Genomic DNA, 23,205 nt, shown 5'->3' on the forward strand with positions numbered 1-23,205 from the left:
CCATGTACCTGACGCGCGCTTTCCTCAACCCACGCCGGGCAGGTGCCATCCACCTGCTGGGCAGCCCTCAACGAATGCACGCGGCCGTGATGGCAGGCTTCCCGCCCCTTCTGGCCCCCAACGACCGCGTCCTCTGGCGCGTGGACGCCGAGAACAGCCACAAGGTCTCCCTTTACATCGTCTCGCCCCACCGCCCCGACCTCACCCACCTGGTCGAACAAGCAGGATGGCCCCACTCCGACGTTCCCTCCTGGGCCACGAAGTCCTACGAGCCCCTCCTGCAACGACTCAAAGCCGGCCAACGCTACGCCTTCCGGCTCACCGCCAATCCCACCTACGTCGTAGCCCGACACGGCCAACGCGGACTCCGCCGCCCCCACGTCACAGCCGAGCAACAAACCGCCTGGCTCCTAGAACAATCCGCTAAGAGGGGCTTCGAAGTCCTACCCGCCGCCACCCCGCATCCTCTCCCCACCGAGCAGGCCCACAACCTCCGCTTGGTGGACCGCCACCGGATCAGGTTCACAAGGAAAGCAGGAGGGACCGTGACCCTGAACCGAGTCACGTTCCAAGGTCTTCTCGAGGTAACGGATGAAGTCGCCCTACGGGCGACCCTCATCTACGGCATTGGACGCGCCCGCGCCTACGGCTGCGGCCTCCTCACCCTCGCCCGCCCCAACGAATCCCCCACAAGGCCCGAGGAGCGAAACCAAGACCATCACCTCTAACCGCTTCACCCATGAGCCAGGACGCCGGGACCATCGCTGACGAAGCGACCTCCGGCACGACCGCAGTGCCCAGCGGGAACCGACACGGCCAACGAACAACACCTGATTACTGGGAAGAGATGCATACTCCGGATCACTCAAGGCACTGAGCGAAGCAAGCAGCCCACACCGATGCGCTGAGCCACCGCGCCGCCTCCCGCGACACGATAAGCCCCAAGATCCCCCGGATAGAGCCCCTAGATAGTGGCCTGGCGATGAGCGCCGAATCCCGGCCTGCGCCGCAGCACCATTCCATCCATCCAGGTCCACGTAACCGAGCCAGAAGGCGGTGTCGATCAGCGTGACGAAATCGCCCCCCACCTTGCTGGAAGGACGACCGACCCCGGATCAGTCAGGCTTTGGCCCCGCACACACGCGGGGGCCGCCGGGTAAGGCAGCCAAGCCGCTAAGCCGCACGCGGCCCCCGTCGGCAGGCGGTATGAATCGCTCGGAGTCGGCGAGCGCGGTGCGCAACTCGGGAATGGTTGCCTCCGGCGCGGACTCGGATACCGCGACTCCACGACCCATAGAGATCCGCCGCCGCGCGCTCGAAAACTCAAGTGGATGTCGACGAGCAGGTGCGGTAGGCGACGGTGTCTTCGCCGTGGCTGTAGTAGCGGATGGCTTTGCCATAGCTGCGGGTGAGTGTGGCGCCACGGGCGTCGGTTACGCCGCCGACCGAAACGACTGGAACCTGCGCCGCTTCGGACCCTTCGGTGCCGAACGCGCCAACCCCATCGGTCCATGCCGCGAGCGAACGTGGTGTCGGTGCGCGACAGAGGACGACCGGTGCCCGGCAAGGCAGTGGGAAACGGCTTACCGAGTTGGGTTGTTGGTTTGAGGGGATGGGTGTAGGTGGGCCAGGAGGTTTGGCAGCGTGTGGTGGCTTTTGAGTAGTTCGGGAGTGGGGGCGACGAAGAGGAGGATGGACGTCACCCCGGGTTGGGCGAAGCGGGCGATCCGCTGGCGGCATTCGTCCAGGGAGCCGTGAATCCACAGTGCGTCGACGATGTCGTCGGGCAGGGCGAGCCCCGCTGCCGCGCCGTGGCCGGAGTCGTACAGGGTGCGGGACTCGGTGAGCCTGTCTCCGTGGCCGAGCCAGTCGTGGAACGCCCGGTAGGGGGCCTGGTTGAGGATCCAGCCGAGAAAGGCCCGTCCGGTGCGGCGAGCGTGAGCGGTGTCCTCGGTCGGGCAGACGAACAGTTTGACGACGAACTCCTTGTCCAGCGGGAGGGGACCGGCCTCGGCGAGGACCCGTTCCAGGTCGCCGGCGGCCAGGACGTTGGTGATGACGCCGTCGCCCTCGGTGAGTCCCAGCCGGACCATGCGCGGCCGGAGCGCCCCAACGATGATCTTGGGTGGGACGGCGGCGAGCGGTGGCGGGCGGTAGCCGCGGACGGTGAACGTCTCGTACTCCTCGTCGACGGGGTCGCCGCGCAGCGCGGTCTTGAGGAACCGCACCGTGTCCCGGAGCCGGGCGACGGGCTTGGCGAACGGGATGCCGTTCAGGGCCGTCACATGGGCCGGCACCGATGTGCCGAGGCCCAGCATGACCCGTTCCGCGGCCAGTTCGGAGAGGGCCGCCGCGGTCTGCGCGAGCACCGCCGGGCCCCGGGTGGACACCGGGACGACGCCCGTGCCGACGCCCAGGTCGGGCCGCCACGCCGCCGCGGCGGCCAGCGGCGTGAAGGCGTCGATGCCGCCGCCCTCGCCCGTCCACACGTCGGCGTAGCCGAGGCCGGGCAGCGCTTCGATCACCTCGCGGTGGTCGCGCAGCGCCCGTCCGGGCAGGGGCAGGTTCACCGCCCACCTGATCGCCGTCATCTCCCCTACTTCCCGACGCGGACGGTCGTCAGGTCGACGAACCAGGACTTCGGCTGGACGAGGCCCTGGACGTCGGCGGCGAGAGCGCGCGGGTTCCGGTCGCTCACCACGAACAGGTAGGGTGCCTCGTCGCTGACGATCCGCTCGGCCTGACGGTAGAGGGAGACGCGCTTGACCGGGTCGAGGGTCCGCTCGGCCTCCTCGGACAGGGAGTCGACGCGGGCGGAGTACCAGTGGCCCTTGTATACGGGCGAGCCCTTCGCCCAGTAGGCCCGGACCAGGGCCTCGGCCTGGAAGGTGACCGTCGAGGCGCACTGGACGTCCGCGCCCTGGACCGGTTTGCCCGCGTTCAGGTCGGCGAGCAGAGCCGACCATTCCACCTTCTTGATCTGCACCTTGATGCCGACCTTGGCCAGTTGCGCCTGGAGCGCGGTGGCGATGGGCACGGGGATGAGATTGCCGGAGCCCCCGGTCGGGACGGCCAGGGTCGTGCTGAATCCCTGCGGCACACCGGCCTGCGCGAGGAGTTCCTTGGCCTTGGCCGGGTCATGCTTGTAGGCGTCGTTGGCCGGGTCGTGCTGGTCGGTCGATGCCGGCGCGTGCTGGTGGACCGGGTCCGCGGTGCCCTTGAGGAGGTCGCGGGCGATGGCCTGCCGGTCGATGGCGTAGTTGGCGGCCCGCCTGACGCGCACGTCGTTCCACGGCTTCACGGCCTGGTCGAACGTGCAGTACCACAGGTGGTCGTAGTTGTTGCTGAGCAACTGGAACCCGGACGACCTCAGCGGTGCGACGTCGTCGGGGCTCGGGTATTCGATCCAGTTGACCTGGCCGGAGCGGAGCGCGGCGGTACGGGCCGCGGCGTCCGGGATCGGGCGCAGCACGAGCTTGCCGACCTTGGGCGCGCCGCCCCAGTAGTTCTTGTTGGGCACCATGGTGAGCTGCTGGCCGGGCTTGAGCGACTCGAACCGGAACGGCCCGGTCCCCTCCGGGTGCTGCGCGAACCGCTGGTTGCCATGCTTCTTGACCGCGGTCGGGCTGGGGATGGTGAGGAAGGTCAGGTCGGTGAGCAGGTGGCCGCTGGGCTGTTTCGTGGTGATCTCGACGGTCCCCGCGTCGATCTTGCGGTACGACCTGATCTGACCGGACCACAGCGCCGCGGCGCCGGCCGCCTCCGGGTAGTAGTACGGGCTCTTCTTGTTGAGCAGCCGGTCGTAGGCGAAGATCACCGAGTCGGCGTCGAACGGCGTGCCGTCGGAGAAGGTCACGCCCCGCCGCAGGTGGAAGGTCCAGGTGCGGCCGTCGCGGCTGGTCTCCCAGGAGGTCGCCAGTCCGGGCACGATCCCGGGCGTCCTGGTGGACTGCTTCAGGTCGTAGCGGGTGAGCCCGTCGTAGAGCTGGAAGTTGACGAACCGTTCGCCCTCGAAACCATGAGCGAACGCCATGACGGTGTCCGTGCCGGGAATGTCGGAGGCGGTCATGCCGATGACGAGCGTGCCTCCCGAGCCGGTGGACGGGCCGGCGGTGCCGCAGGCGGCGGTGAGACCCGCCGTCAGGACGGCGGACAGCAGTGTGCGGGGTCGGTTGAGCCTCATGGTCGTTCTCCTGGTCAGGGAAGTGGGGGAATCGAGGCGAGCAGCGTGCGCGTGTAGGGGTGGCCGGGCCGGGACCAGATGCGGTCCGCGGGTCCCTCTTCGACCACCCGGCCCTGCCGCATCACCATCACGCGGTCGGCGATGTGCTCGACGACGGCCAGGTCGTGGGAGATGAACAGGAACGCGACGCCGGTGTCGCGCTGGAGGCCCGCGAGCAGGTTGAGCACCTGGGCCTGGACGCTCTTGTCCAGCGCGGAGACGGCCTCGTCGCAGACGATGACCTCGGGGTCGGTGGCCAGGGCCCGGGCCAGTGCCACGCGCTGGATCTGGCCGCCGGACATCTCGTGGGGGTAGCGTCCGGCGTCCGAGGACGGCACGCCGACGCGGTCGAGCAGGTCGGCGACCCGTGCGGGGATCGTTCTCCTGGAACGGCCGTGCGCGCGCAGGTTGAACGCGACGGCGTCGCCGACGGTCATGCGGGGGTTCAGCGACGTCTGCGGTGACTGCGGGACGAGCTGCAGCCTGGCCCGCAACCGCCGCAGGGCCGCGCCCCGGGTCCGCGCCAGATCGTGGCCGGCGAAGACGACCCGTCCGGTGTCGGGCGTCAGCAGCCGCAGGATCATCTTGGCCGTGGTGGACTTCCCGCTGCCGGACTCCCCGACCACGCCGAGGGTCTCGCCCGCGTGCAGTTCCAGGCTGACGCCGTCGACCGCGGGCGTCCCGGAGCCGAAGGTCTTGGACAGGTTCGTCGCCGTCAGCAGCGGCCCGGTCATCCCGGCCTCCCCTCGGTACGCGCCCCCGCGTTCCACGGCACCGGGCAAGCGGCCGAGCCGCCGCCGGAGACGGGTTCCAGCACGGGCCGCCGGGTCGAACACCCCGGCTCGGTGTGCGGGCAGCGCGGCGCCAGCGCGCACGCGCCGTCGTCCACGGCGGTGGCGGACGGTGGCGACCCGGGAAGCCCGGGCAGTTCCCCGCGGGGCACGCCGGGGCGCGGCTGGGCGCCGAGCAGGGCGGCGGTGTACGGGTGGGCGGGACGGGTGAGGACGCGTTCGGCCGGACCTTCCTCGACGACCCGGCCCGCGTACATGACGACGACCGTGGAGCCCATCAGCCGGGCGACGCCCACGTCGTGGGTGACCAGCAGCACCGCCATGTCCAGTTCGCGCCGCAGCCGCCCGAACAGTTCGAGGATCCGGGCCTGGACGGTCATGTCCAGCGCCGTGGTCGGCTCGTCGGCGATGAGCAGCCGGGGGCCGCAGGCGATCGCGGCGGCGATGGCGACCCGCTGCCGCAGGCCCCCGGACAGCTCGTGCGGGTAGGCGCGGGCCACCCTCTCGGGGTCGGGGATGCCCGCCTGGGCGAGCAGCTCGCCGGCCCGTTCGCGGCGGGCGGCACGGGTCGTGGCGACGCCATGGGCCCGCAGCACCTCGGCGACCTGGGAGCCCACCCGCCGCAGCGGGTCGAGCGAGCCGGTCGGGTCCTGCGGGACCAGGCCGATGTCGCGGCCGCGCAACGACCGCATGTCCCGCTCGTCGAGGTCGAGCAGGGAGACTCCGTCGAGACGGACCGCGCCGCCGACCGTGGCGCGCGGGCCGAGCAGCCGCAGCACCGCCCGCGCCGTGACCGACTTGCCGCTGCCCGACTCGCCGAGCACGACCGTGGTGCGTCCGGCCTCCACCTCGAAGCCGACGCCCCGGACGGCGTGTGCGACGCGTTCCCCGGCGGTGAAGTCGACGGTGAGGTTTTCGATCTCCAGCAGCGCGCTCATAGGGTGTACCTCGATCGCACGTCGAAGTGGTCGCGCAGCCCTTCGCCGAGCAGGTTGAACGCCACCGAGGCCAGGAAGATGGCGGCGCCGGGGATCAGCGTGAGGAGCGGCGCGGTGAAGATGTGCTGGCGCAGGTCGTCCAGCATGGCTCCCCACTCGGCGCGGGGCGGGGCGACGCCCAGCCCGAGGAACGACAGCCCGGAGCCGAGCACGATCGACAACCCGACCAGCGCCGAGCAGTAGACGGTCAGCACGGGAAGCACGTTGGGCAGCACGTGCCGCAGCGCGATCGTCGCCGTCCGGGCGCCACCGGCCCGCGCGGCCTGGGTGAAGTCCAGCTCGCGCAGCCTGGCGACCTCGGTGACCACGACCCGGGCGACGGCCGGGACGAGGATGACCGACAGCGCGATGACGAGGCTGGTCAGGCCCGCGCCCAGGGACGCGGCTATGGAGATCGCCAGCAGCACGGCGGGGAAGGCGAACAGCACGTCGAGCGAGCGCATCACGACGTTCTCCAGCCAGCGCGCGCCGAGCCCGGCGACGATGCCGAGGAACGTGCCCGCCGTCCCCGCCACCAGCACCGGCACCAGGCCCGCCGCCAGCGAGGGCTGGACGCCCCACAGCAGGCGGCTCAGCAGGTCACGGCCCTGGCCGTCGGTGCCGAGCGGATGCCCGAGGCTGCCGGGCGGTAGCAGCCGTTCGGAGAGCGACCCGGCGTCCGGGTCGGCCAGCGGCAGCACCGGGACCAGCACCGCCGCCAGGATCAGCGACGAGACCAGCACGGTTCCCGCGGTGAGCGCGGCGCCCGGGCGGCGCCTCCGGCGTGGACGGCGCCGGCGGCGCGGCCCGGCGCGCCCGGCACCGGCCGCGGCCGCGGATGTGAGGTCCGAGATGGGGGCCACAGAAGCCATGGCTATCTCCGTACGCGTGGATCGACGAGCGCGTGGACGCCGTCGACCACGATGTTGATGAGGACGAACGCGATGGCGATGACCAGCACGCCACCCTGGATGAGCGGCAGGTCGCGGGAGGCGATGGCGTTGTACAGCGCCTGGCCGAGACCGGGCCAGGAGAAGATCGTCTCGACGAAGACGACACCGCCGATGAGGTAGGCCAGTTGCAGCCCGGTGATGGTGAGCAGGGAGGGCAGCGCGTTGTGCAGCGCGTGCCGGGCGATCGCCGCACGGCCCAGCCCGCGCGCCCGCATGGCCTCGACCTGGTCTCCGGCCATGACCTCCACCAGGCCGGCCCGCAGCATCCGCCCGACGACGCCCATCGGGATCAGCGACACCGCCACGGCCGGCAGCACCAGGTGCCGCAGCAGGTCGCCGGTGCCGCCGCCGTCGATCGGGTCGTACATGCCTCCGGCGGGCAGCACCTGGAACCGGACGGCAAGCAGGGCGACCAGGCCAAGCGCGACCGAGTACTGGGGCACCGACATCGCCAGGAAGGACGCGCCGGAGGCGAGCCCGCGCTGCAGCCGCCGCGTGCTGAACGCACCGGCCGCTCCGATCAGCAGGCCCCCGGCGAACGCCAGCACCGCCCCGGCGAGCGCGAGGATCGCGGTGTTGCCGAAGGCGCCCCACACGATCTCCAGGACGGGCCGCTGCTGCTGGATGGACGTGCCGAGCTCCCCCTGCGCGACGTTCCAGGACCACCGGCCGAACTGGATCGGGAGCGGCTGGTCGAGCCCGAGCCGTTCGGTCAGCTCGCGCCGGGCGTCGGGCGCGGCCACCGGCCCGAGCAGGCTCGCCACCGGATCGCCGGGGACGAGCTTGGTCGTCAGGAAGACGACGAGGGACACGCCGAGCAGCGTCGGCACGGCGAGCAGGAGGCGGTGGACGAGGAACCTCCTCATGACCGCTCCGCCGCGCGGATCCCTTCCGGAGCGGTCCCGTTCGGGACGATTGCGCCCGGCCTCTGGTCCGGGGTCAGGTCCGGGGCGGGTGGGCGCAGGCGCCGCCGGATCGCCGCGACCCGGACGCGGCGCGCCTCGGCGGGGATCCGGGCGGGCATCACGTCGAAGCCGTGCACGGTGCCCGGATACTGGTGCAGCTCGACCGGGACACCGGCCTCGATCAGCCGTGCCGCGTAGCGCAGCCCCTCGTCCCGCAGCGGGTCGAACTCGCAGCCCAGCAGGAACGCGGGCGGCAGCCCGGACAGGTCGGCGGCGCGCGCGGGCGCCGCGTGGGCGGGGACGTCGCCGGCCCGCTCGCCGAGGTAGTACCGCCAGGCGAACTGCGCGTCGCGTGCGGAGAAGATCGGGGTGTCGGTGAACGCGCGCATGGAGGGCGTGTCCAGCCGGTCGTCGAGGACGGGGTAGTTCAGCACCTGGAGCGCGAGCGCCGGGCCGCCGCGGTCCCGGGCGATGAGCGCCACGGCGGCGGCCAGCCCGCCGCCCGAGCTGGATCCGGCCACCGCGATCCGGGCGGGGTCGGCGCCGAGTTCGGCGGCGTGCGCGGCGACCCAGGTCAGGGCGGCATAGCAGTCCTCCACTCCGGCGGGGAAGGGCGCCTCGGGCGCCAGCCGGTAGTCGACGTTGACCACGACCGCGCCGATGTCGCGCGCCCAGGAGCCGCAGTCGAGATGCCCGGTGTCGAGGTCGCCGATGGAGAACGAGCCGCCGTGGAAGTAGAGGATGGCCGGTTTGGGGCCGTCGTCGTGTCGCGGGGTGTAGACGCGCACGGGCACCCGGGTGCCGGATGACGGCCCGGGCAGCGTGCGGTCGGCGACGGCGATGTCGTCCGCCCAGTCCGGCGGGGGCTGCGGGGCACCGTCCCGGTCGGTGAGCGCGGCGAAGCGCGTGCGGGCGGCGGCGAGGTCGGCGAGATCGAGGGTCGGGAACCGACGCGCGCTGGCGGCGATCTCCGGGTCCAGGTCCATGGGCTTCTCCCGTCCTCGCGAGATGAAAATTTGTGCGGTATTCGCACGACTGCGCGCATAGTACGCATGCCCGACCGGGGGCGCAATAGGTGAGCGGCAGCGGATCCACCCTTGTGCGCATGATGAACCTTCGTGCGGCATGGTAACGTCGCTGTTCATAGCCTTCCGATATGCCGGAAACGGCGTCTATCGAGCGAGGAGAGGCCGATGGCCGGCAGCGAACCGCCCACCCTGGTGCTGGTCCATGGGGCCTGGCACGGCGCGTGGGCCTGGGACCCGGTCGTCCCCCCGCTGAACGCCGCCGGCGTACGGACCCACGCGGTGCGGCTGCCCGGCGTGAACCGCGCGCCCGGCCGCCACGACCTGCGCGGCCATGTGGAGTTCCTGCGGGCGGAGCTGGCCCGCCTGCCCGGCCCCCTCGCCCTGTGCGCCCATTCCTACGGCGGCGCCGTGACCACCGAGGCCGCGGACGGGAACGCCGCCGTCACCACGCTGATCTACCTCAGCGCGTTCCTGCTGGAGATGGGCGAATCGTGCGTGGACGCCAACCAGCCGGCGCCCGTCCCGCCCGACCCGTCGCTCGCGCCGGTCGCCGAGGGCGACTACCTGCACGTTCCGGAAGCGGCGGCCCACCACATGTTCTACGGCGACTGCCCGGCGGAGGAGGCGAAGGCCGCCGCGGCGCGCCTCACCCCCGAGCACGTCGGCACGGTCGGCGCCCCGGTGACGCGGGCGGCCTGGCACGCGATCCCGTCCACCTACATCGTGTGCGCCCGCGACCAGGCCCTGACGCCCGAGGCGCAGCGGCGCATGGCCCGACGCGCCACATGGCGGGCCGAGATGGACACCGCCCACTCCCCCATGCTGTCCCGCCCGCACAAGCTGGCGACGCTGCTCGCCGAGGCCGCGCGCAGGACGGAACGCGATGCGTGAGGCGGCCGGCCGGGGGGACAGCCCGGCACCGTATCCTTGGGGCCGTGTCACGGGCGGGCCGCCCCCGGACGGACCATCATCAGCTCATCACTCGGCGGACAGGGAGCGTGGCAACGGTGGCACGTACCAGCGCGGACGAACCAGGGCGGACCTCGCAGCGCGCGACATCCCGGCGCGAGGCTTCCCGGCGCGAGGCACGGCCGTCCCACTTCGTCCAGTCCCTGGAACGCGGGCTCGCCGTCATCAAGGCGTTCGACCACACCAGGCCGCGGCTGACGCTGGCCGAGGTCGCGAAGATCACCGGGCTGGACCGGGCCGCGGCCCGCCGCTTCCTGCTGACCCTGGTCGACCTCGGCTACGTGACGTTCGACGGACGGCTCTACTCGCTGCGCCCGCGCGTGCTGGAACTCGGCTACGCCTTCCTGTCGAGCCTCAGCCTGCCCGAGGTCGCGCTCCCCCACATGGAACGGCTGGTGGCCGAGGTCCATGAGACCAGCTCGCTCGGCGTGCTGGACGGCCACGAGGTCGTCTTCGTCGCACGGGTGCCGGTCAAGCGGCTGATGACCATCCCGATCATGGTCGGCAGCCGGTTCCCGGCCTACCCGACGTCCATGGGCCGGGTGCTGCTGGCCGGACGCGACCCGGAGTGGCTTGAGGAGTACCTCGCCTCGGCCGACCTCAAGCCGGTCACCGACCGTACCGTGACCGATCCCGACCGGCTGCGCGAGATCATCGCGCGGGTCGCGGCGGAGGGCCACGCGCTCGTCGACCAGGAGATCGACGACGGCTCGCGGTCCGTCGCGGTGCCCGTCCACGACGCGTCCGGGCAGGTCGTGGCCGCCCTGAACGTGTCGATGCTGTCCGGGCGGGGCACCGCCGAGACCATGCTCGACTTCCTGCCCGCCATGCGGCGGGCGGCCGAACAGATCGAAGCGGACCTGCGTCCCGGACCCGCCGGCCAGGGGGTCGGCCTCATCGGGTAGGAGGGACGGGTCCGGAAGGGAAACCTCCGTGACCCTTTCCCTGCCCCTCCGCCATCTCGCACCGCGCCGACCTGGGCGACATCGAGATCCACTACCGGCGGTGCCCAGCCGCACTTCCTCCCCGAGAAGCGGCCCTCCGAAGTGCTGCGCCACCTGAGGGGCTTCCTCCCGGCTGGGCCCGAGCCGGGCCGCCGCCATTGCCACCGCGCCGCAGTAGCGGTTACCATACGCACAGATGTGCGACATGCGCACAGATTGGGGAGACATGGCATCCGGACCCGCGCTCACGCTCTGCGCGATGACGGTGCGCGGAGCGTCGTTCACCGAGCGGCTCCGGGCCGCCGCCGCGGCCGGATTCGACTCGATCGGGTTGTCCCTCGACCAGTACCGGGCCGCGCTCCAGGAGGGGCTGGACGACCGGAGGCTGCGCTTCCTGCTCGACGACCACGGCCTGCGCGTCACCGAGATCGAAGCGCCGTGGGACTGGGCGGCCGGCGGCCCGCCCGGCGCCGACGCGAGCGCCCGCGCGGTCGATGTCGGCACGGGCAGCCGCGACAACGGTGACCTGCTGTTCCACGCGCTGGAGGCGCTCCGCTGCGAGCAGTTCAACGCGGTGGCGTTCACCGCGTACCCGCACGAGCACCTCGTCGAGCGCTTCACCGCGCTGTGCGCCAGGGCCGCCACCGTGGGCGCGCGCGTGGCCCTGGAATTCATGCCGTTCAGCGAACTGCGCACACTGCCCGCCGCCTGGCGCCTCGTCCGCGAGTCGGGCGCGCCGAACGCCGGAGTCCTCCTCGACCACTGGCACTACGTCCGCTCGGGGGGCACACCGGACGACCTCGCGGCCGTACCGCCCGAACGGATCCTCTCCGTGCAGCTCAACGACGTGCAGCTCAACGACGTGCAGCCCCGCGACGACCTGTCGCCGGGAGAAGTCCGGGACCAGGACGACCTGCGCGAGGAGGCCCGCCACCGCCGCCTGCTCCCGGGGGACGGGGCCGCCAGGTTCGTCCGCCTCCTTCGCCGTCACGGCGTGACCGCGCGCATGTCCGTGGAGGTCTGGTCGGACGACCTGGAGCGCCTGGCGCCCACCGAGGCGGCACGGCTGGCGTACGAAGCGGCCGACCGAGTGCTGACCGAGACCGCGCGACTGGAAGGATCCGCATGAAAGCCGATGGCGATCAGGCCGACATCGAACGGCTCATCAAGGACTGGGCCGTGTGGCGCGACGCCGGTGACTGGGACAGGTTCGCGACCGTGTGGCACCCGGACGGTGTCATGCAGGCCACCTGGTTCCAGGGCGGATACCGGGAGTTCATCGAGGTCAGCCGCCAGGGCTGGGAACGCGGCGTGCGCATCTGGCACTTCCTCGGCGGGACGTCGGCCGACATCGCGGGCGACCGGGCGATCGCCCAGACCAAGATGACGATCACTCAGCGGGCCCTCGTCGACGGCGTCGAATGCGACGTCGTGTGCACGGGCAGGTTCTACGACCTCCTCCAGCGGGACGGCAGGCAAGGCGGCGCCGGAGGACGGTACGGCGGGTGGGCGCTGGTGCTCCGGCAGCCGATCTACGAGCGGGACCGGATCGACCCCGTCGACCCCGCGGCCCGCCTCACCCTGGACACGGACCGGCTGGGCCGCCTGCCCGAGGGATACCGGCATCTGGCCTACCTCCAGACCGGACTCGGCTATCAGGTCAAGATGGACATGCCGCAGCTCACCGGCCCGCAGGTCGAGGCCCTGTACCGGCGGGGCGCCGACTGGCTGCGAGGCGGTAAGGCCGGAGATGACTGACCGGTTCGTCCACGAGCACGGCGCGTCGCGGGTGGTGTTCGGCGTGGGGGCGCTGGACCGGGCCGGTGATGAGGTGGCGCGTCTCGGTGCGCGCCGCGTCCTGCTGATCGCCGATCGGCACAGCGCCGCGTACGCCGACACCCTCGCCGGGCTGCTGGGCGACCGGGTCCGCGGCCGGATCCGGGAGACCGCGACCCATGTCCCCGGTGCGCTCGCCGACGCGGCTGCGGAGAAGGCCGCCGCACACGACGCCGACCTGCTGCTCTGTGTCGGCGGCGGCTCGGCGACAGGGCTGGCCAAGGCGGTCGCGCTGCGGACCCGGCTGCCGATCGTCGCGGTGCCGACCACGTACGCGGGCAGCGAGATGACCCCGATCTGGGGCAGCACGCGCGACGGCCGGAAGGAGACCGGCCGCGATCCCGCCGTACGGCCCGTCACGGTGATCTACGACCCGGCGCTGACGACCGCCCTGCCCGCGACACTGTCGGCGGCCAGTGGCATGAACGCGCTCGCCCACCTGGTCGAGGCCGCCTACGCGCCGCGGCTCTCCCCGCTCACGGCGGCGGTCGCCGACCAGGGGATACGCATCCTGGCCGAGGCGCTGCCGCGCGTCGTGACCGACCCGGAGGACATGGCGGCGCGAAGCGGCGCGCTCCAAGGCGCATGGCTGGCCGGATGGGTGCTGGGAACGACCACGATGGGCCTTCACCACAAGCTGTGCCACGTGCTGGGCGGGTTCTTCGGCCTGCCGCACGCCGCGACCCATTCGGCGCTGCTGCCGTACGTCACGGCGTTCAATCGTGGGGCACCGCGGCTGGGACGGGTCGCGCGGGCGCTCGGCGCCACCGACGCCGCGACCGGGCTGTGGGACCTCCGGGCCACCATCGGCGCCCCGGCCGGCCTGGCCGAGCTCGGGTTCGGCGCCGCCGAGATCGACAAGGTCGCCGGGCTCGTGGCGGCGGAACCTCCCGCCGGCCCGCGCCCGGTGGAGCCCGCGGGGGTGCGCGCGATACTACGGGCCGCCCTGGACGGCGCGCGCCCCGCGACCGCGGAGGACACGCCATGAACCGCGACGAGCCGATCGGCGAGGACCTGACCCGTACGGTGCTGGAGCGGATCGCCGCCACCCCCGACGAGCGGCTGCGCGAGGTGATGGTCTCGCTCGTACGGCACCTGCACGCGTTCGCCAGGGACGTCCGGCTCCGGGAGCCGGAACTGATGGCCGCCGTCCGGTTCCTCACCGAGACGGGCCGCACCTGCACCGAGGACCGGCAGGAGTTCGTCCTGCTGTCCGACACCCTGGGCCTGTCCAGCCTGGTCGACGAGCTGGACGGCGCGGGCGCCGACGGCGCCACCCCCTCGACGATCCTCGGCCCGTTCTACGTGCCGGGCGCGCCGTTCCGCGCGTCCGGCACGTCCATCGCCGACGTCGACCTCGGCGGCGAGCCGCTGCTGGTGAACGCGGAGGTCACCGACACCGCCGGGCGTCCGCTGGCCGATGCCGTCGCGGACGTCTGGCAGACCGCCCCCAACGGCCGCTACGACGTCCAGGACCCCGACCAGCCCCGGCACAACCTGCGCGGGCGGTTCCGCACGGACGCCGAGGGCCGGTTCTCCTTCTGGACGGTCCGGCCCGTCAGCTACCCGATCCCCGACGACGGCCCGGTCGGGCGCCTGCTGCGCGCCACCGGACGACACCCGTGGCGGGCCGCGCACCTCCACGCGATCGTCTCCGCGCCCGGCCACCGGGCCGTCACCACGACCGTCTTCGACGCCGAGGACGCCTACATCGGCTCGGACGCCGTCTTCGGCGTGAAACCGGACCTGGCGCGGACCTTCGAACGCGCCGGCGACGGCGTCCTGCGCCTCACCGAGCGCTTCGCGCTGGCGCCGCTCGCACCGCCGGCCCCGGACGACCCATGGTGAAAAGGAGCTTCCACGTTATCCGACCTCGGCACTTCGATCTCGTCGTCGTCGTCGGCGGCCTCGGCGGCGTCGCCGCCGTCCTCGCCGCCGCGCGGCTCGGCCTGCGCAGCGCGCTGGTCAGCGAGAGCGACTGGATCGGCGGCCAGGTGTCCAGCCAGTGCATCCCGCCGGACGAGCACCCGTGGATCGAGTCGGTCGGCTGCACCCGCGCCTACCGCCGGTTCCGCGACCGGGTGCGGGCCTTCTACCGGCGCAACTATCCGCTCAACGCGGCGGCCCGGCACGCCCCGCTGCTGAACCCGGGGTCGGGGAACATCGGCCCGCTCAGCCACGAGCCACAGGTGGCGCGGCTCGTGCTGGAGGAGATGCTCGCACCGTGGGCGAGCCGCGGAACGGTCACCGTGCTGCGGTCGCACCGGCTGGCGGCGGTGTCGGCGGACGGCGACGCGATCGGCTCGGTGCTGGTCCGCGGACCCGAGGGCGAGGAGACCGAGCTGAGCGGCGACTACTTCCTCGACGCCACCGATCTCGGTGATCTCGTCGAGATGTCCGGCGCCGAGCACGTGTTCGGGGCCGAGAGCGCCGCCGAGACCGGTGAGCCGCACGCGCTGGACGGCCCCGCCGACCCGTACGACCAGCAGGCGATCACGTGGGCGATGCTGCTGAGCCTGCACCCCGGCACCGACAACACCATCGAGCGTCCCGCCGATTACGCCGAATGGCGCGACCATCGTCCCCCTCAATGGCCCGGGCCGTTGCTGAGCTGGGAGGTCAGCGACCACGTCACGCACCGGCCCCGGCGCAGACCGCTGTTCACCGACCGGCCGGCCGCCGGTGGCGTCCACTACGACCTCTGGCACGCCCGCAGGGTGCTGGACGCCGCCCATCTCGACGCGGAGTGGACGGACGTGACCGCCGCCGCGTGGCCGATGATGGACTACGCGCGGCTACCGCTCATCGGCGTGGACGAGCCCACCAAGGAGCGGGCGTTGCACGAGGCGCGGCAGCTCTCCCTGTCCTTCCTGTACTGGATGCAGACGGAGGCGCCCCGACACGACGGCGGCACCGGATACCCCGAGCTGAGGCCGCGCGGAGACCTCGCCGGCACACCGGACGGGCTCGCCAAGATGCCCTACATCCGCGAGAGCCGCCGCATCCGCGCCGAGTTCACGCTGGTCGAACAGCACATCGGGGTGGAGGCCCGCGCGGGGCTTGAGGGCGCCGAACGGTTCCACGACAGCGTCGGCATCGCCGCGTACCGCATCGACGTGCACCCGTCCACGGCGGGACGCAACACGATCGACATCGACACCTGGCCGTTCCAGATCCCGCTCGGTTCCCTGATCCCGGTCCGGATGCGCAACCTGCTGCCCGCGGCCAAGAACATCGGCGCGACCCATCTGACCAGCGGCGCGTGCCGCGTGCACCCCGGGGAGTGGACGGTCGGCGAGGCGGCGGGCGCGCTGGCGGCCTTCTGCGTGCGGCGCGGCACCCGCCCGTCCCAGGTCAGGGCGGACGAGATGCTGCTGGACGAGTTCCGGACCCTGCTGTCGGGCACCCTCGGCGTCGAGCTGGAATGGCCCCGCTACCAGGCGCTCGCCCCGTGCCACCGCTTCGGTTACGTCCAGCAGGTGCCGGCCCCGAGCGAGCGGACCGCGTGATGTCCACGGCGCCCTTGCACGCCCTCCTGACCCGGCACGGCGGGGTCGCCGGTCTCGCGGCGGCGCTGCGCCGCGGGGAGGTCGCGGCCGCGGAGCCGGTGCGGGCCGCGCGCGAGCGGATCGCGGCGCTCGACCCGTCGCTGCATGCGTTCACACAGGTCCTCGACACCACCACCGGCGGCGGCGGGCCTGGGCAGGGTCTCGCGGGGCTGCCGGTCGCCGTGAAGGACAACATCGACGTCGCCGGCACGGTCACGACGCTGGGTCGTCCCCTCGGCGAGCGCCAGCCGGCCACCCGCGACGCGGAGGCGGTCGCCCGGCTCCGCGCCGCCGGGGCGGTCATCGTCGGCAAGACGAACCTGCCGGAGCTGGCCGGCTCGGCCGTGACCGTCAACGCCCACTACGGCGACGCGCGCAACCCCTGGGACCCGGACCGCACGGCCGGCGGGTCCAGCGGCGGTTCCGCCATCGCGGTCGCGGCCGGCATGGCCGCCGCCGCGCTGGCCACCGACACCGGCGGGTCGGCGCTCATCCCGGCGGCGCTCACCGGAGTCTGCGGGTTCCGGCCCACCCACGGGCGGCTCGGCCTCGACGGCGTCGCCCCGCTCAGCCCGTCCATGGACACGGTCGGCGTCATCGCCGCGCACCCCGCCGACATCGCCGCCGTGTTCCGCGTCCTGGACGGCGAGACCGGTGAGCCACCGGCACCCGGTCTGCGGGGGCTGCGGGTCGGCGTGCTCACCGGCTGGTTTCGGGACCGCACCGCCGACGGCGTGCGGGCGAGGATCGACCGGGTGATGCGCGAGCTCGGCGCGGCCGGGGTGTCGACCCGTCCCGTCGAGACCCCCTCGGCACACCTCGTCCTGCGGCATGCGCGGACCATCTACCGCGCCGAGGCCGCCGCCTCGTTCGCGGGCCTCCTCCAGCCCGGCCGGACATACGCGCCCGCCGTGGAGGCCCGCCGGACGAACCCGCACGGCCCCGCCGACCTCGCCCGCGCCCGCGCGTTCCGGAACGCGTGGCGGGCGGAGCTGCTGGCGGCGTTCGCGGACGCCGACGTGCTGGTCACGGCCACCACGCCCATCACCGCCCCCCGCCTCGACGCCCCCGAGGACGAGGCCACGACCGCGCTGGTCCGCCACGCCTACCCGTTCTGCCTCGCCGGGGTGCCGGCCCTGTCGGTCCCGGCGGGCCTCGACGGCGGGCTGCCCGTCGGCCTCACGCTCGCCGCCCCGCCCGGCGAGGACCACCGGCTTCTCGCACTCGGCGCCGCCTGCCACGACGCCGGACCGTTCACCTCCCGTGACACCTGAGAGGACGCCATGCACGTCTATCCGCACGAGACGATCGATCCCGTCCGCAACGCCGACGAGCGTGGCGAGACCGTGAGCAACGCCAAGGGATCGACCGGAGGACCGCAGATCCTCGGCTTCCGGCAGATACCGGACGGACGGTCCGACTACACGCCGACCCTGGACGACGTGCACGCGCCCGCCGTCCGCCACAAGACCGTAGACCTCGACAGAAGCGAAGCGATCGCCCGAACCCAGTCCACCCCGGACGACTCTCCGGCGCACGCCGGGGTCGTGGTGTACTGGTCCCCGCTCCGATGAGCGCCGGACGGATCGCGGTGATCACCGGTGGCGGCGGTGACATCGGCGGGGCCATCGCCGCCCGGCTCGTCCCGGACGGCTGGACGGTGATCGTCGCCGATCTCGACCTGCCCGCCGCCCGCGGCATCGCGGACACCCTGTCCGCAGGGGCCCCGGAGCCCTGCCGTGTACACGCCCGCCGCCTGGACGTGGCCGATCCCGCCGACATCGACGCCTTCGTCACCGCGGCCGCCACCGAGTTCGGCCGGATCGACGCGGTCGTGTGCGCGGCCGGTGTCGAGCCGCCGCAGGATCTGGCCGGGATCGACGTGGCGTCCTGGGACCACACCCAGGCCGTCAACCTGCGCGGCCCCGCCCTGATCGCGCAGGCGGCGCTGCCCTGGTGGACCCGGCAGCGCTCGGGCTCGCTGGTCACCATCGGATCCCGCACCTGGCTCGGCGGCGGGCACCCCGGCTACGCCGCCTCCAAGGCCGGGCTGGTCGGCCTCACCAGGTCGCTGGCGCTGGAACTGGCCCCGATCGGTGTCCGTGCCAACGCGGTCGCACCGAGCTTCGTCCGCACCAGGTTCAGCAAGCAACGAGGCGACGAGCGGATGCTGGACGACTACGCCGAACGCGTGCGCGCCGCCACCCCGATGGGCGAGCTGATCCGTCCGGAGGACGTCGCGAACGCGGTCGCCTTCCTGGTCTCCGACCAGTCCGCCCGCATCACCGGCGAAGTCCTCCACGTCTGCGCCGGCTCCCAGCTCCCCCTCTTCCTCACCTGATCCCGCCGCGCTGCGGTACCCCTTCCGGGCCGTGTACTACAAGGCCGGCCCCGGTCTCCGGAAAGGCCATCGCCGAGGCGCAGGACCGTTCGGGGGGTCATGTCGATCACTCAACCCCAGTCATGCAGCGGCGGGCCGGGGGTACCGCCCTCCGACGGCGTCCGGAGAGAACGTGCTGACCTGCCCTCGCACCTGCCAGACAGAGTCTTCTTCGCGCCCTCCCCACCGAAGCGACGCCTTACAGGCGATGCCGCGGCAGATCGACGTAAGCTTCCCTCATGCCCTCGCCTCGACCGCACACCGCCGACAGCATCTCAAAACGATAACGCCCACTCAAAGCCGCAGGTCGCGAAGTGTTCTCCCCGCGCGAGCGGGGGTGGTCCGCCCGGCGAGGCCACGCTCCTCGGCCACGAACCGTTCTCCCCGCGCGGGCGGGGGTGGTCCGTTGTAGATCGTCAGGACGCTGCAGACGATGACGTTCTCCCCGCGCGAGCGGGGGTGGTCCGCCCAAGCACGAGCCGGGCGCGTCGGTGATCTCGTTCTCCCCGCGCGAGCGGGGGTGGTCCGCCCGGCACCGTTGAGACTTGGCGTGGCCGCTAGTTCTCCCCGCGCGAGCGGGGGTGGTCCGGCCGCGTAGTCCTGCGAGTGCAGGATGAACGCGTTCTCCCCGCGCGAGCGGGGGTGGTCCGTGTCCGGGAGGCGGTCCACCGTGACCGTGCCGGTTCTCCCCGCGCGAGTGGGGGTCCGTCGTGCAGTCGCGTGACCTGCGTTCTCGCCACAAGTCAACAAGCCCCTGAACGGCGATATCAACCGCAACGCGGCGCACCACAGTCATGGCGGAGCATTCAGTGGCGACACGTCCGTGGCGATGCTCCGGTGTGGGCTTCATGGGCTCCTCGCCTCCGACACACTCCAACGAGGAGGCCCGGGTACGGGTCCGTGTTGGCTCGTAGTTGGCTCAGCGGCTTCGGTACGGGATGGCAGGCTCCGGTACGGGTCGGCATGGAAACCTAGCCGTACACGAACATAACGGTGCAGCTTGATACTGAGAGCACTGATCTGATACAAGAGCTCCAAACTTCTAATCCGCAGATTGTGGGTGCGAGTCCCACTCGACCCACCCACTTTGAATTAGGCAAACACGTCCGGTCCGGCCCGTCGGCGATTATGCCTGAGGCCACCCTGGGGCCGGGGCACGAACGCACGTCACGCCTGTTCCGGCACGCGATCGAGGCGAGGTCGTAGGCCCGCACCGCCCGAATCGGAACTGATGCGTCGTCGCTATTGCGTTAGTCCTTTCGCAGATAGTCGGGTAAGGGCAGGAGCGGATGCTTTCGATTACGCCGCCGAAACCGCGGGCTGCGGCAGACGCGGCGCGGTGGTCTGGCGCGGGTGCGCGGCCGTAGCGGTGCGGAGCGCGTACGGGGCACCCCGGGCCGCACCAGGCCCGCTCGGGTGTGGCTCGCGACCAGGCGGCCACGGCGGGCCGGAGCCCGGCGGCGGGTGCTGTCCGCCACGATGCCCGCGGCCTGCAGCGGGTACGCGGCGGTCTTCTTCGCAGCGGTGTGCGCCACCTCGGGCAGCAAGGAGGTGTAGGTGTCGGCGGTCAATGCTGGAATGCCCCAGTATCTCCTGCTCCGATCCCGGGCTACTTACGAACCTGACAGGCTCGATCCAGTCACCCGGGGTAGCGCTGTCTCAGTGGCTGCCCACGCTGGTTGTGTGGCCTGCGCTGTCCGGGTGTCGTCACACCGGGGCCGCCCGCTGATCGGGTGGGATGCCCGCGCATTGCTATGGCATTGGCGGTGCCCGGTACGCCCCTGCCAACGAGATCGGGCTTAATGCCAGCGCTGGAGCATACGTAGGACGATGGCGCCTGCCAGGTAGGCCAGCAGACTCGGTGTCGGGAGGCCGGCCGGGGAGTGGAATTCCTGGCCTGCCAGTGTGACGCCGATGAGACCGGTCTGCGCCCCGATCAGACCCACGACGGTCAGTGCCGTGCACGTCCTTTCGCGGAAGGGCGTTGCGTGGGGCTGGAGCCGGCTGGGCCGCTGCCTGCTGCGCCATTCGATCCAGCCGAACAGCATCACCAGAACTGCGAGCACGACCGTCAGGATGGCCACCCATGGAATGCGCAACAGCAGCCACTCGACCGTACCGATCGGTGGTCGCGGGAAGAGCCCCGTGGGGTAGAGCGCCGCGGCAGCGATCACCACGGCCGTCATGTGCCACAGGAACGCGGTCAAGATCACCGCGTTGATCCCCACCACGGCCGTCCAGGGACGGGTCCGGCGCAGCCACCTGTTGGCCCGGTCACGCAGCAACAACACCAACCCGACCTGGGCGGCCGCGAGGGAGAGCAGCGCGAGGGTCGGTGGGGAGGTGTTCTGCATGGCGGCTCCCGGGACGGCGACCATGCTGACCGGGTACGGGCCCGGCACGGTGAGCAGGACCAGGAATCCCAGTCCTCCCGCGAGAAGCGGCAGGGCCACCGTCCAGCGCGTTGGCAGCCGTCCGTCCTGCCAGGCGAAACCGACCTGGTGGACGGCCAGCCAGAACAGCAGGAAATTGAGCCCGGCGCCGTAGGGCAGGTCGAACCCCAGCCGGGCGAGGTCACCTGCTGCGACCAGGACGCTCAAGACGACCGGGACCGCGAGGCCGAACCGGTGATGCAGGGCGTGCATCGCGGGGGCGAGGATGACGACGCCGACGTACACGGCGAGAAACCACAGCGGGATCCTGGCCAGCCAGACCGCCATCCCGATCAATTCAGGATCGGTACCGAGGGCGCGTGCCACCATGGCCGCCACCGCCGCGGCAGCGAGAAAGGCCGTGGTCGGGCGGAGCAGCCGGGCGGTCCGTCCCAGCAGCCATTCCCACCATCGCACACCACGCCCCGAGGACGAGGTCAGGGACGCGGCGTTGGCGAAGCCGCCGACCAGGAAGAACAGCGGCATGACCTGGAACGGCCACGACAGCCCGTGCGCCCATGGCAGGGCCTCAAGCGCATGGACGCCGCCCAGGCCGCTCCCGTCGTACGTCACCGCCGACGCCAGCCAATGGCCCATCACCACCAGGACGATCGCGGCGGCGCGGAGCAGGTCGACCCAGCGGTCCCGTTGCGGCGGCGTACGCTCGATCAGCCGACGCAGCCCGCCGGTCACCCGCCGCGTGTCACCCCGGCGCCGTCGGACACGATGAGCCTGGACACGGTGACCTGACCACCCCGGCCTGTGCGGATTCCAGGCGGTCAAAGCCTCAATTGGCGTGGGCATTGGCCGGTTTTCCACCTGTCCGGCCTACCCGCGTCACGATTGGTAAACAGCCCAGGCCGTCAAGGACGGCATCGTCGCGCTCGGCCGGAAGGTACGCGGCCCATTCCACACTCCGGCGCACCCTGGACGAGGACTCCGTTTCCAGCAGACCCGGATAGATGCAAACAGCGTCGGCGACCGTCCGTGCGAGTCCCCAGCTCCAGCCGAAGGGTCCAACTGCCGTGGCTGCGCTCGGCCGCTGGGCGCGGACACGTGCCGACCATCGCGCGGCCGTTGTTCGGACCTCCTAACCGCATCACCGGTTGCTTTGCTTATGGGTTCACGGTGCGTCCAACCCGGTAACGCGGAAGGCGGCGGCCTGTCACCAGGCCAATGAAGCAGTACCGGCGCCGGTCGTCCCGGATGGCTGGCTTGAAGCCCGCCATTGAAGCCGGGACATGCCCGCGGGAATCAGTTGCCACATTCTGCGGAAGCAAGGTCATTCCACATTTGACGTTATAAGGTCGCAGGATCTGGTCGGCGAGCGCGGGAGGCGAAGGTGGACGATGGCGAGCGGACTCTGAGGGAGTTTCTCGGTGTCATTGTGTTACCTGTGGCCTGCCTGGCCGGGCTTGCCTTCTCCATCACCGAAGGCAGGGACGCCTTGGCGGCCAGACTCGGGCATGGCGAGCATGGCACGTTCACCCCGACCCGCTGTGAACCGACCAGCAGCAGATGGGGCGACGAGACATGTACCTGGTACGGGACCTTCACTCCACACAAAGGTTTTCTGATGCGGCACGGCGTCCGCCTCATCGGCGGCGTGGCTTGCGTGGACCCCGCGATGAAGAAGGTGGACTCCGACTTGAACCCTGAGTTGTCCGGAGACCCCGGCCCCGAGCAGAACCCGGAGCTGCCCGATCTGAACGGCTCGACGGAGAACGAACCCCCGCTACCAGACGCCTGCACCTACGGCCAGGACCCCTCCGTCGAGGTCATCTATCGTGGCGATAAGGCATATGAAGCCGGTAGCAATTCCTGGTGGCTCTTCCTGGGTGCGCTCTTCCTCGCCTCCGCCCTAGGTTTGATCGTCTCGGTATGGCAAACCTCGTACCGCCTGATCCGCTCGAAGCGCAGGTGACCGCGAGGCGCAGATGCACCAGAACCGGTCGCCGTCCCGCTGTGGTGGGCCGCGCACCTGCCAGCGCAGCACCTAGTGCCGGTACTGGGCATCTGACCTGCGGCAACACGGTCAGTTGACGGCTGCCATGCTGGCTGCGGATACTTGCTGAACAGTCCGCCCAAGCTTTTGTTCACGTCCACTGGAGTGGTGTATGGGGTCTGTGTGATCTATGACCGGTTCGTGTCGTGATGGGCGAGTCCCCGTGACGTGAGACGGCCACCTCGTGATCCTTCGAGTCGACCAAGACCAGTGAA

At 71.7% G+C, this 23,205-nt stretch carries 21 protein-coding genes and 1 CRISPR repeat array; of the genes, 13 read left to right on the plus strand and 8 right to left on the minus strand.

The genetic code is table 11. The annotated features are described in order from the left end of the window. The first annotated feature begins 2 nt into the window (after positions 1 to 2). Positions 3 to 728 (plus strand): type I-E CRISPR-associated protein Cas6/Cse3/CasE, encoded by a 726-nt coding sequence (gene cas6e, locus QSK21_RS32995; protein ID WP_285701543.1) that lies wholly within the window; start codon positions 3 to 5, stop codon positions 726 to 728. Between the two features lie 855 nt (positions 729 to 1,583). On the opposite strand, the gene QSK21_RS33000 is transcribed toward cas6e, so the two are convergent. From QSK21_RS33000 to QSK21_RS33030, 7 genes are read right to left on the minus strand one after another with little or no spacing between them, the layout of a single operon-like run. Beyond that, positions 1,584 to 2,591: an LLM class F420-dependent oxidoreductase gene (locus tag QSK21_RS33000; RefSeq protein ID WP_285701544.1), complete on the minus strand. Its 1,008-nt coding sequence runs from the start codon at positions 2,589 to 2,591 to the stop codon at positions 1,584 to 1,586. Between the two features lie 5 nt (positions 2,592 to 2,596). After that, positions 2,597 to 4,183: an ABC transporter substrate-binding protein gene (locus tag QSK21_RS33005; protein WP_285701546.1), complete on the minus strand. Its 1,587-nt coding sequence runs from the start codon at positions 4,181 to 4,183 to the stop codon at positions 2,597 to 2,599. 14 nt (positions 4,184 to 4,197) lie between these two features. Then, complete coding sequence (locus QSK21_RS33010; RefSeq protein ID WP_285701547.1) at positions 4,198 to 4,956, minus strand: ATP-binding cassette domain-containing protein; 759 nt, start codon at positions 4,954 to 4,956, stop codon at positions 4,198 to 4,200. After that, entirely contained in the window at positions 4,953 to 5,951 is a 999-nt protein-coding gene (locus QSK21_RS33015; RefSeq protein ID WP_285701548.1) for an ABC transporter ATP-binding protein, read from the minus strand. The genes QSK21_RS33010 and QSK21_RS33015 overlap by 4 nt, the downstream gene beginning before the upstream one ends. Next, entirely contained in the window at positions 5,948 to 6,862 is a 915-nt protein-coding gene (locus QSK21_RS33020; protein WP_285701549.1) for an ABC transporter permease, read from the minus strand. Before QSK21_RS33020 ends, QSK21_RS33015 begins: the two co-directional genes overlap by 4 nt. Before the next feature lie 2 nt (positions 6,863 to 6,864). Continuing rightward, positions 6,865 to 7,809 carry an ABC transporter permease gene (locus tag QSK21_RS33025; protein ID WP_285701551.1) on the minus strand — a complete coding sequence of 315 codons (945 nt, stop codon included), beginning with the start codon at positions 7,807 to 7,809 and terminating at the stop codon, positions 6,865 to 6,867. Further along, positions 7,806 to 8,834, minus strand: coding sequence for an alpha/beta hydrolase (locus QSK21_RS33030; RefSeq protein ID WP_285701552.1), 1,029 nt, complete (start codon positions 8,832 to 8,834; stop codon positions 7,806 to 7,808). The genes QSK21_RS33025 and QSK21_RS33030 overlap by 4 nt, the downstream gene beginning before the upstream one ends. A 207-nt stretch (positions 8,835 to 9,041) precedes the next feature. Here QSK21_RS33030 and QSK21_RS33035 point away from each other — a divergent pair, with 207 nt between their 5' ends. The 11 genes from QSK21_RS33035 (at position 9,042) to QSK21_RS33085 (ending at position 20,110) form a co-directional block, all read left to right on the plus strand. Then, complete coding sequence (locus QSK21_RS33035; protein ID WP_285701554.1) at positions 9,042 to 9,767, plus strand: alpha/beta fold hydrolase; 726 nt, start codon at positions 9,042 to 9,044, stop codon at positions 9,765 to 9,767. Between the two features lie 116 nt (positions 9,768 to 9,883). Next, on the plus strand, positions 9,884 to 10,750 hold the full coding sequence (locus QSK21_RS33040) for an IclR family transcriptional regulator domain-containing protein (RefSeq protein ID WP_285701555.1): 867 nt from the start codon (positions 9,884 to 9,886) through the stop codon (positions 10,748 to 10,750). A 265-nt stretch (positions 10,751 to 11,015) separates the two neighbouring features. After that, positions 11,016 to 11,918: a sugar phosphate isomerase/epimerase family protein gene (locus QSK21_RS33045; protein ID WP_285701556.1), complete on the plus strand. Its 903-nt coding sequence runs from the start codon at positions 11,016 to 11,018 to the stop codon at positions 11,916 to 11,918. Then, positions 11,915 to 12,547, plus strand: a complete 633-nt coding sequence (locus QSK21_RS33050) for a nuclear transport factor 2 family protein (RefSeq protein ID WP_285701557.1) — start codon at positions 11,915 to 11,917, stop codon at positions 12,545 to 12,547. Before QSK21_RS33045 ends, QSK21_RS33050 begins: the two co-directional genes overlap by 4 nt. After that, complete coding sequence (locus QSK21_RS33055; RefSeq protein ID WP_285701559.1) at positions 12,540 to 13,613, plus strand: maleylacetate reductase; 1,074 nt, start codon at positions 12,540 to 12,542, stop codon at positions 13,611 to 13,613. Before QSK21_RS33050 ends, QSK21_RS33055 begins: the two co-directional genes overlap by 8 nt. After that, positions 13,610 to 14,473, plus strand: a complete 864-nt coding sequence (locus QSK21_RS33060) for a dioxygenase family protein (RefSeq protein ID WP_285701561.1) — start codon at positions 13,610 to 13,612, stop codon at positions 14,471 to 14,473. The genes QSK21_RS33055 and QSK21_RS33060 overlap by 4 nt, the downstream gene beginning before the upstream one ends. Continuing rightward, positions 14,467 to 16,134: an FAD-dependent oxidoreductase gene (locus QSK21_RS33065; protein WP_285701562.1), complete on the plus strand. Its 1,668-nt coding sequence runs from the start codon at positions 14,467 to 14,469 to the stop codon at positions 16,132 to 16,134. Before QSK21_RS33060 ends, QSK21_RS33065 begins: the two co-directional genes overlap by 7 nt. Beyond that, positions 16,134 to 17,447: an amidase gene (locus QSK21_RS33070; RefSeq protein ID WP_285701564.1), complete on the plus strand. Its 1,314-nt coding sequence runs from the start codon at positions 16,134 to 16,136 to the stop codon at positions 17,445 to 17,447. Before QSK21_RS33065 ends, QSK21_RS33070 begins: the two co-directional genes overlap by 1 nt. A 9-nt stretch (positions 17,448 to 17,456) precedes the next feature. After that, on the plus strand, positions 17,457 to 17,747 hold the full coding sequence (locus QSK21_RS33075; RefSeq protein ID WP_285701565.1) for a hypothetical protein: 291 nt from the start codon (positions 17,457 to 17,459) through the stop codon (positions 17,745 to 17,747). Continuing rightward, a complete protein-coding gene (locus QSK21_RS33080; RefSeq protein ID WP_285701567.1) occupies positions 17,744 to 18,514 on the plus strand; it encodes an SDR family NAD(P)-dependent oxidoreductase in 771 nt (256 codons plus the stop codon). Before QSK21_RS33075 ends, QSK21_RS33080 begins: the two co-directional genes overlap by 4 nt. 355 nt (positions 18,515 to 18,869) lie before the next feature. Further along, positions 18,870 to 19,264: a CRISPR direct-repeat array (repeat unit 29 nt; unit sequence GTTCTCCCCGCGCGAGCGGGGGTGGTCCG). A gap of 642 nt (positions 19,265 to 19,906) precedes the next feature. After that, positions 19,907 to 20,110 (plus strand): hypothetical protein, encoded by a 204-nt coding sequence (locus QSK21_RS33085; RefSeq protein ID WP_285701568.1) that lies wholly within the window; start codon positions 19,907 to 19,909, stop codon positions 20,108 to 20,110. 242 nt (positions 20,111 to 20,352) lie between these two features. On the opposite strand, the gene QSK21_RS33090 is transcribed toward QSK21_RS33085, so the two are convergent. Next, positions 20,353 to 21,678: an acyltransferase family protein gene (locus QSK21_RS33090; protein ID WP_285701570.1), complete on the minus strand. Its 1,326-nt coding sequence runs from the start codon at positions 21,676 to 21,678 to the stop codon at positions 20,353 to 20,355. A gap of 649 nt (positions 21,679 to 22,327) precedes the next feature. On the opposite strand from QSK21_RS33090, the gene QSK21_RS33095 reads away from it, so the two are divergent. Further along, entirely contained in the window at positions 22,328 to 22,909 is a 582-nt protein-coding gene (locus QSK21_RS33095) for a hypothetical protein (RefSeq protein WP_285701571.1), read from the plus strand. Positions 22,910 to 23,205: the final 296 nt, after the last annotated feature.

Source organism: Actinomadura sp. NBRC 104412, from assembly GCF_030269515.1.
Taxonomy (GTDB): domain Bacteria; phylum Actinomycetota; class Actinomycetes; order Streptosporangiales; family Streptosporangiaceae; genus Spirillospora.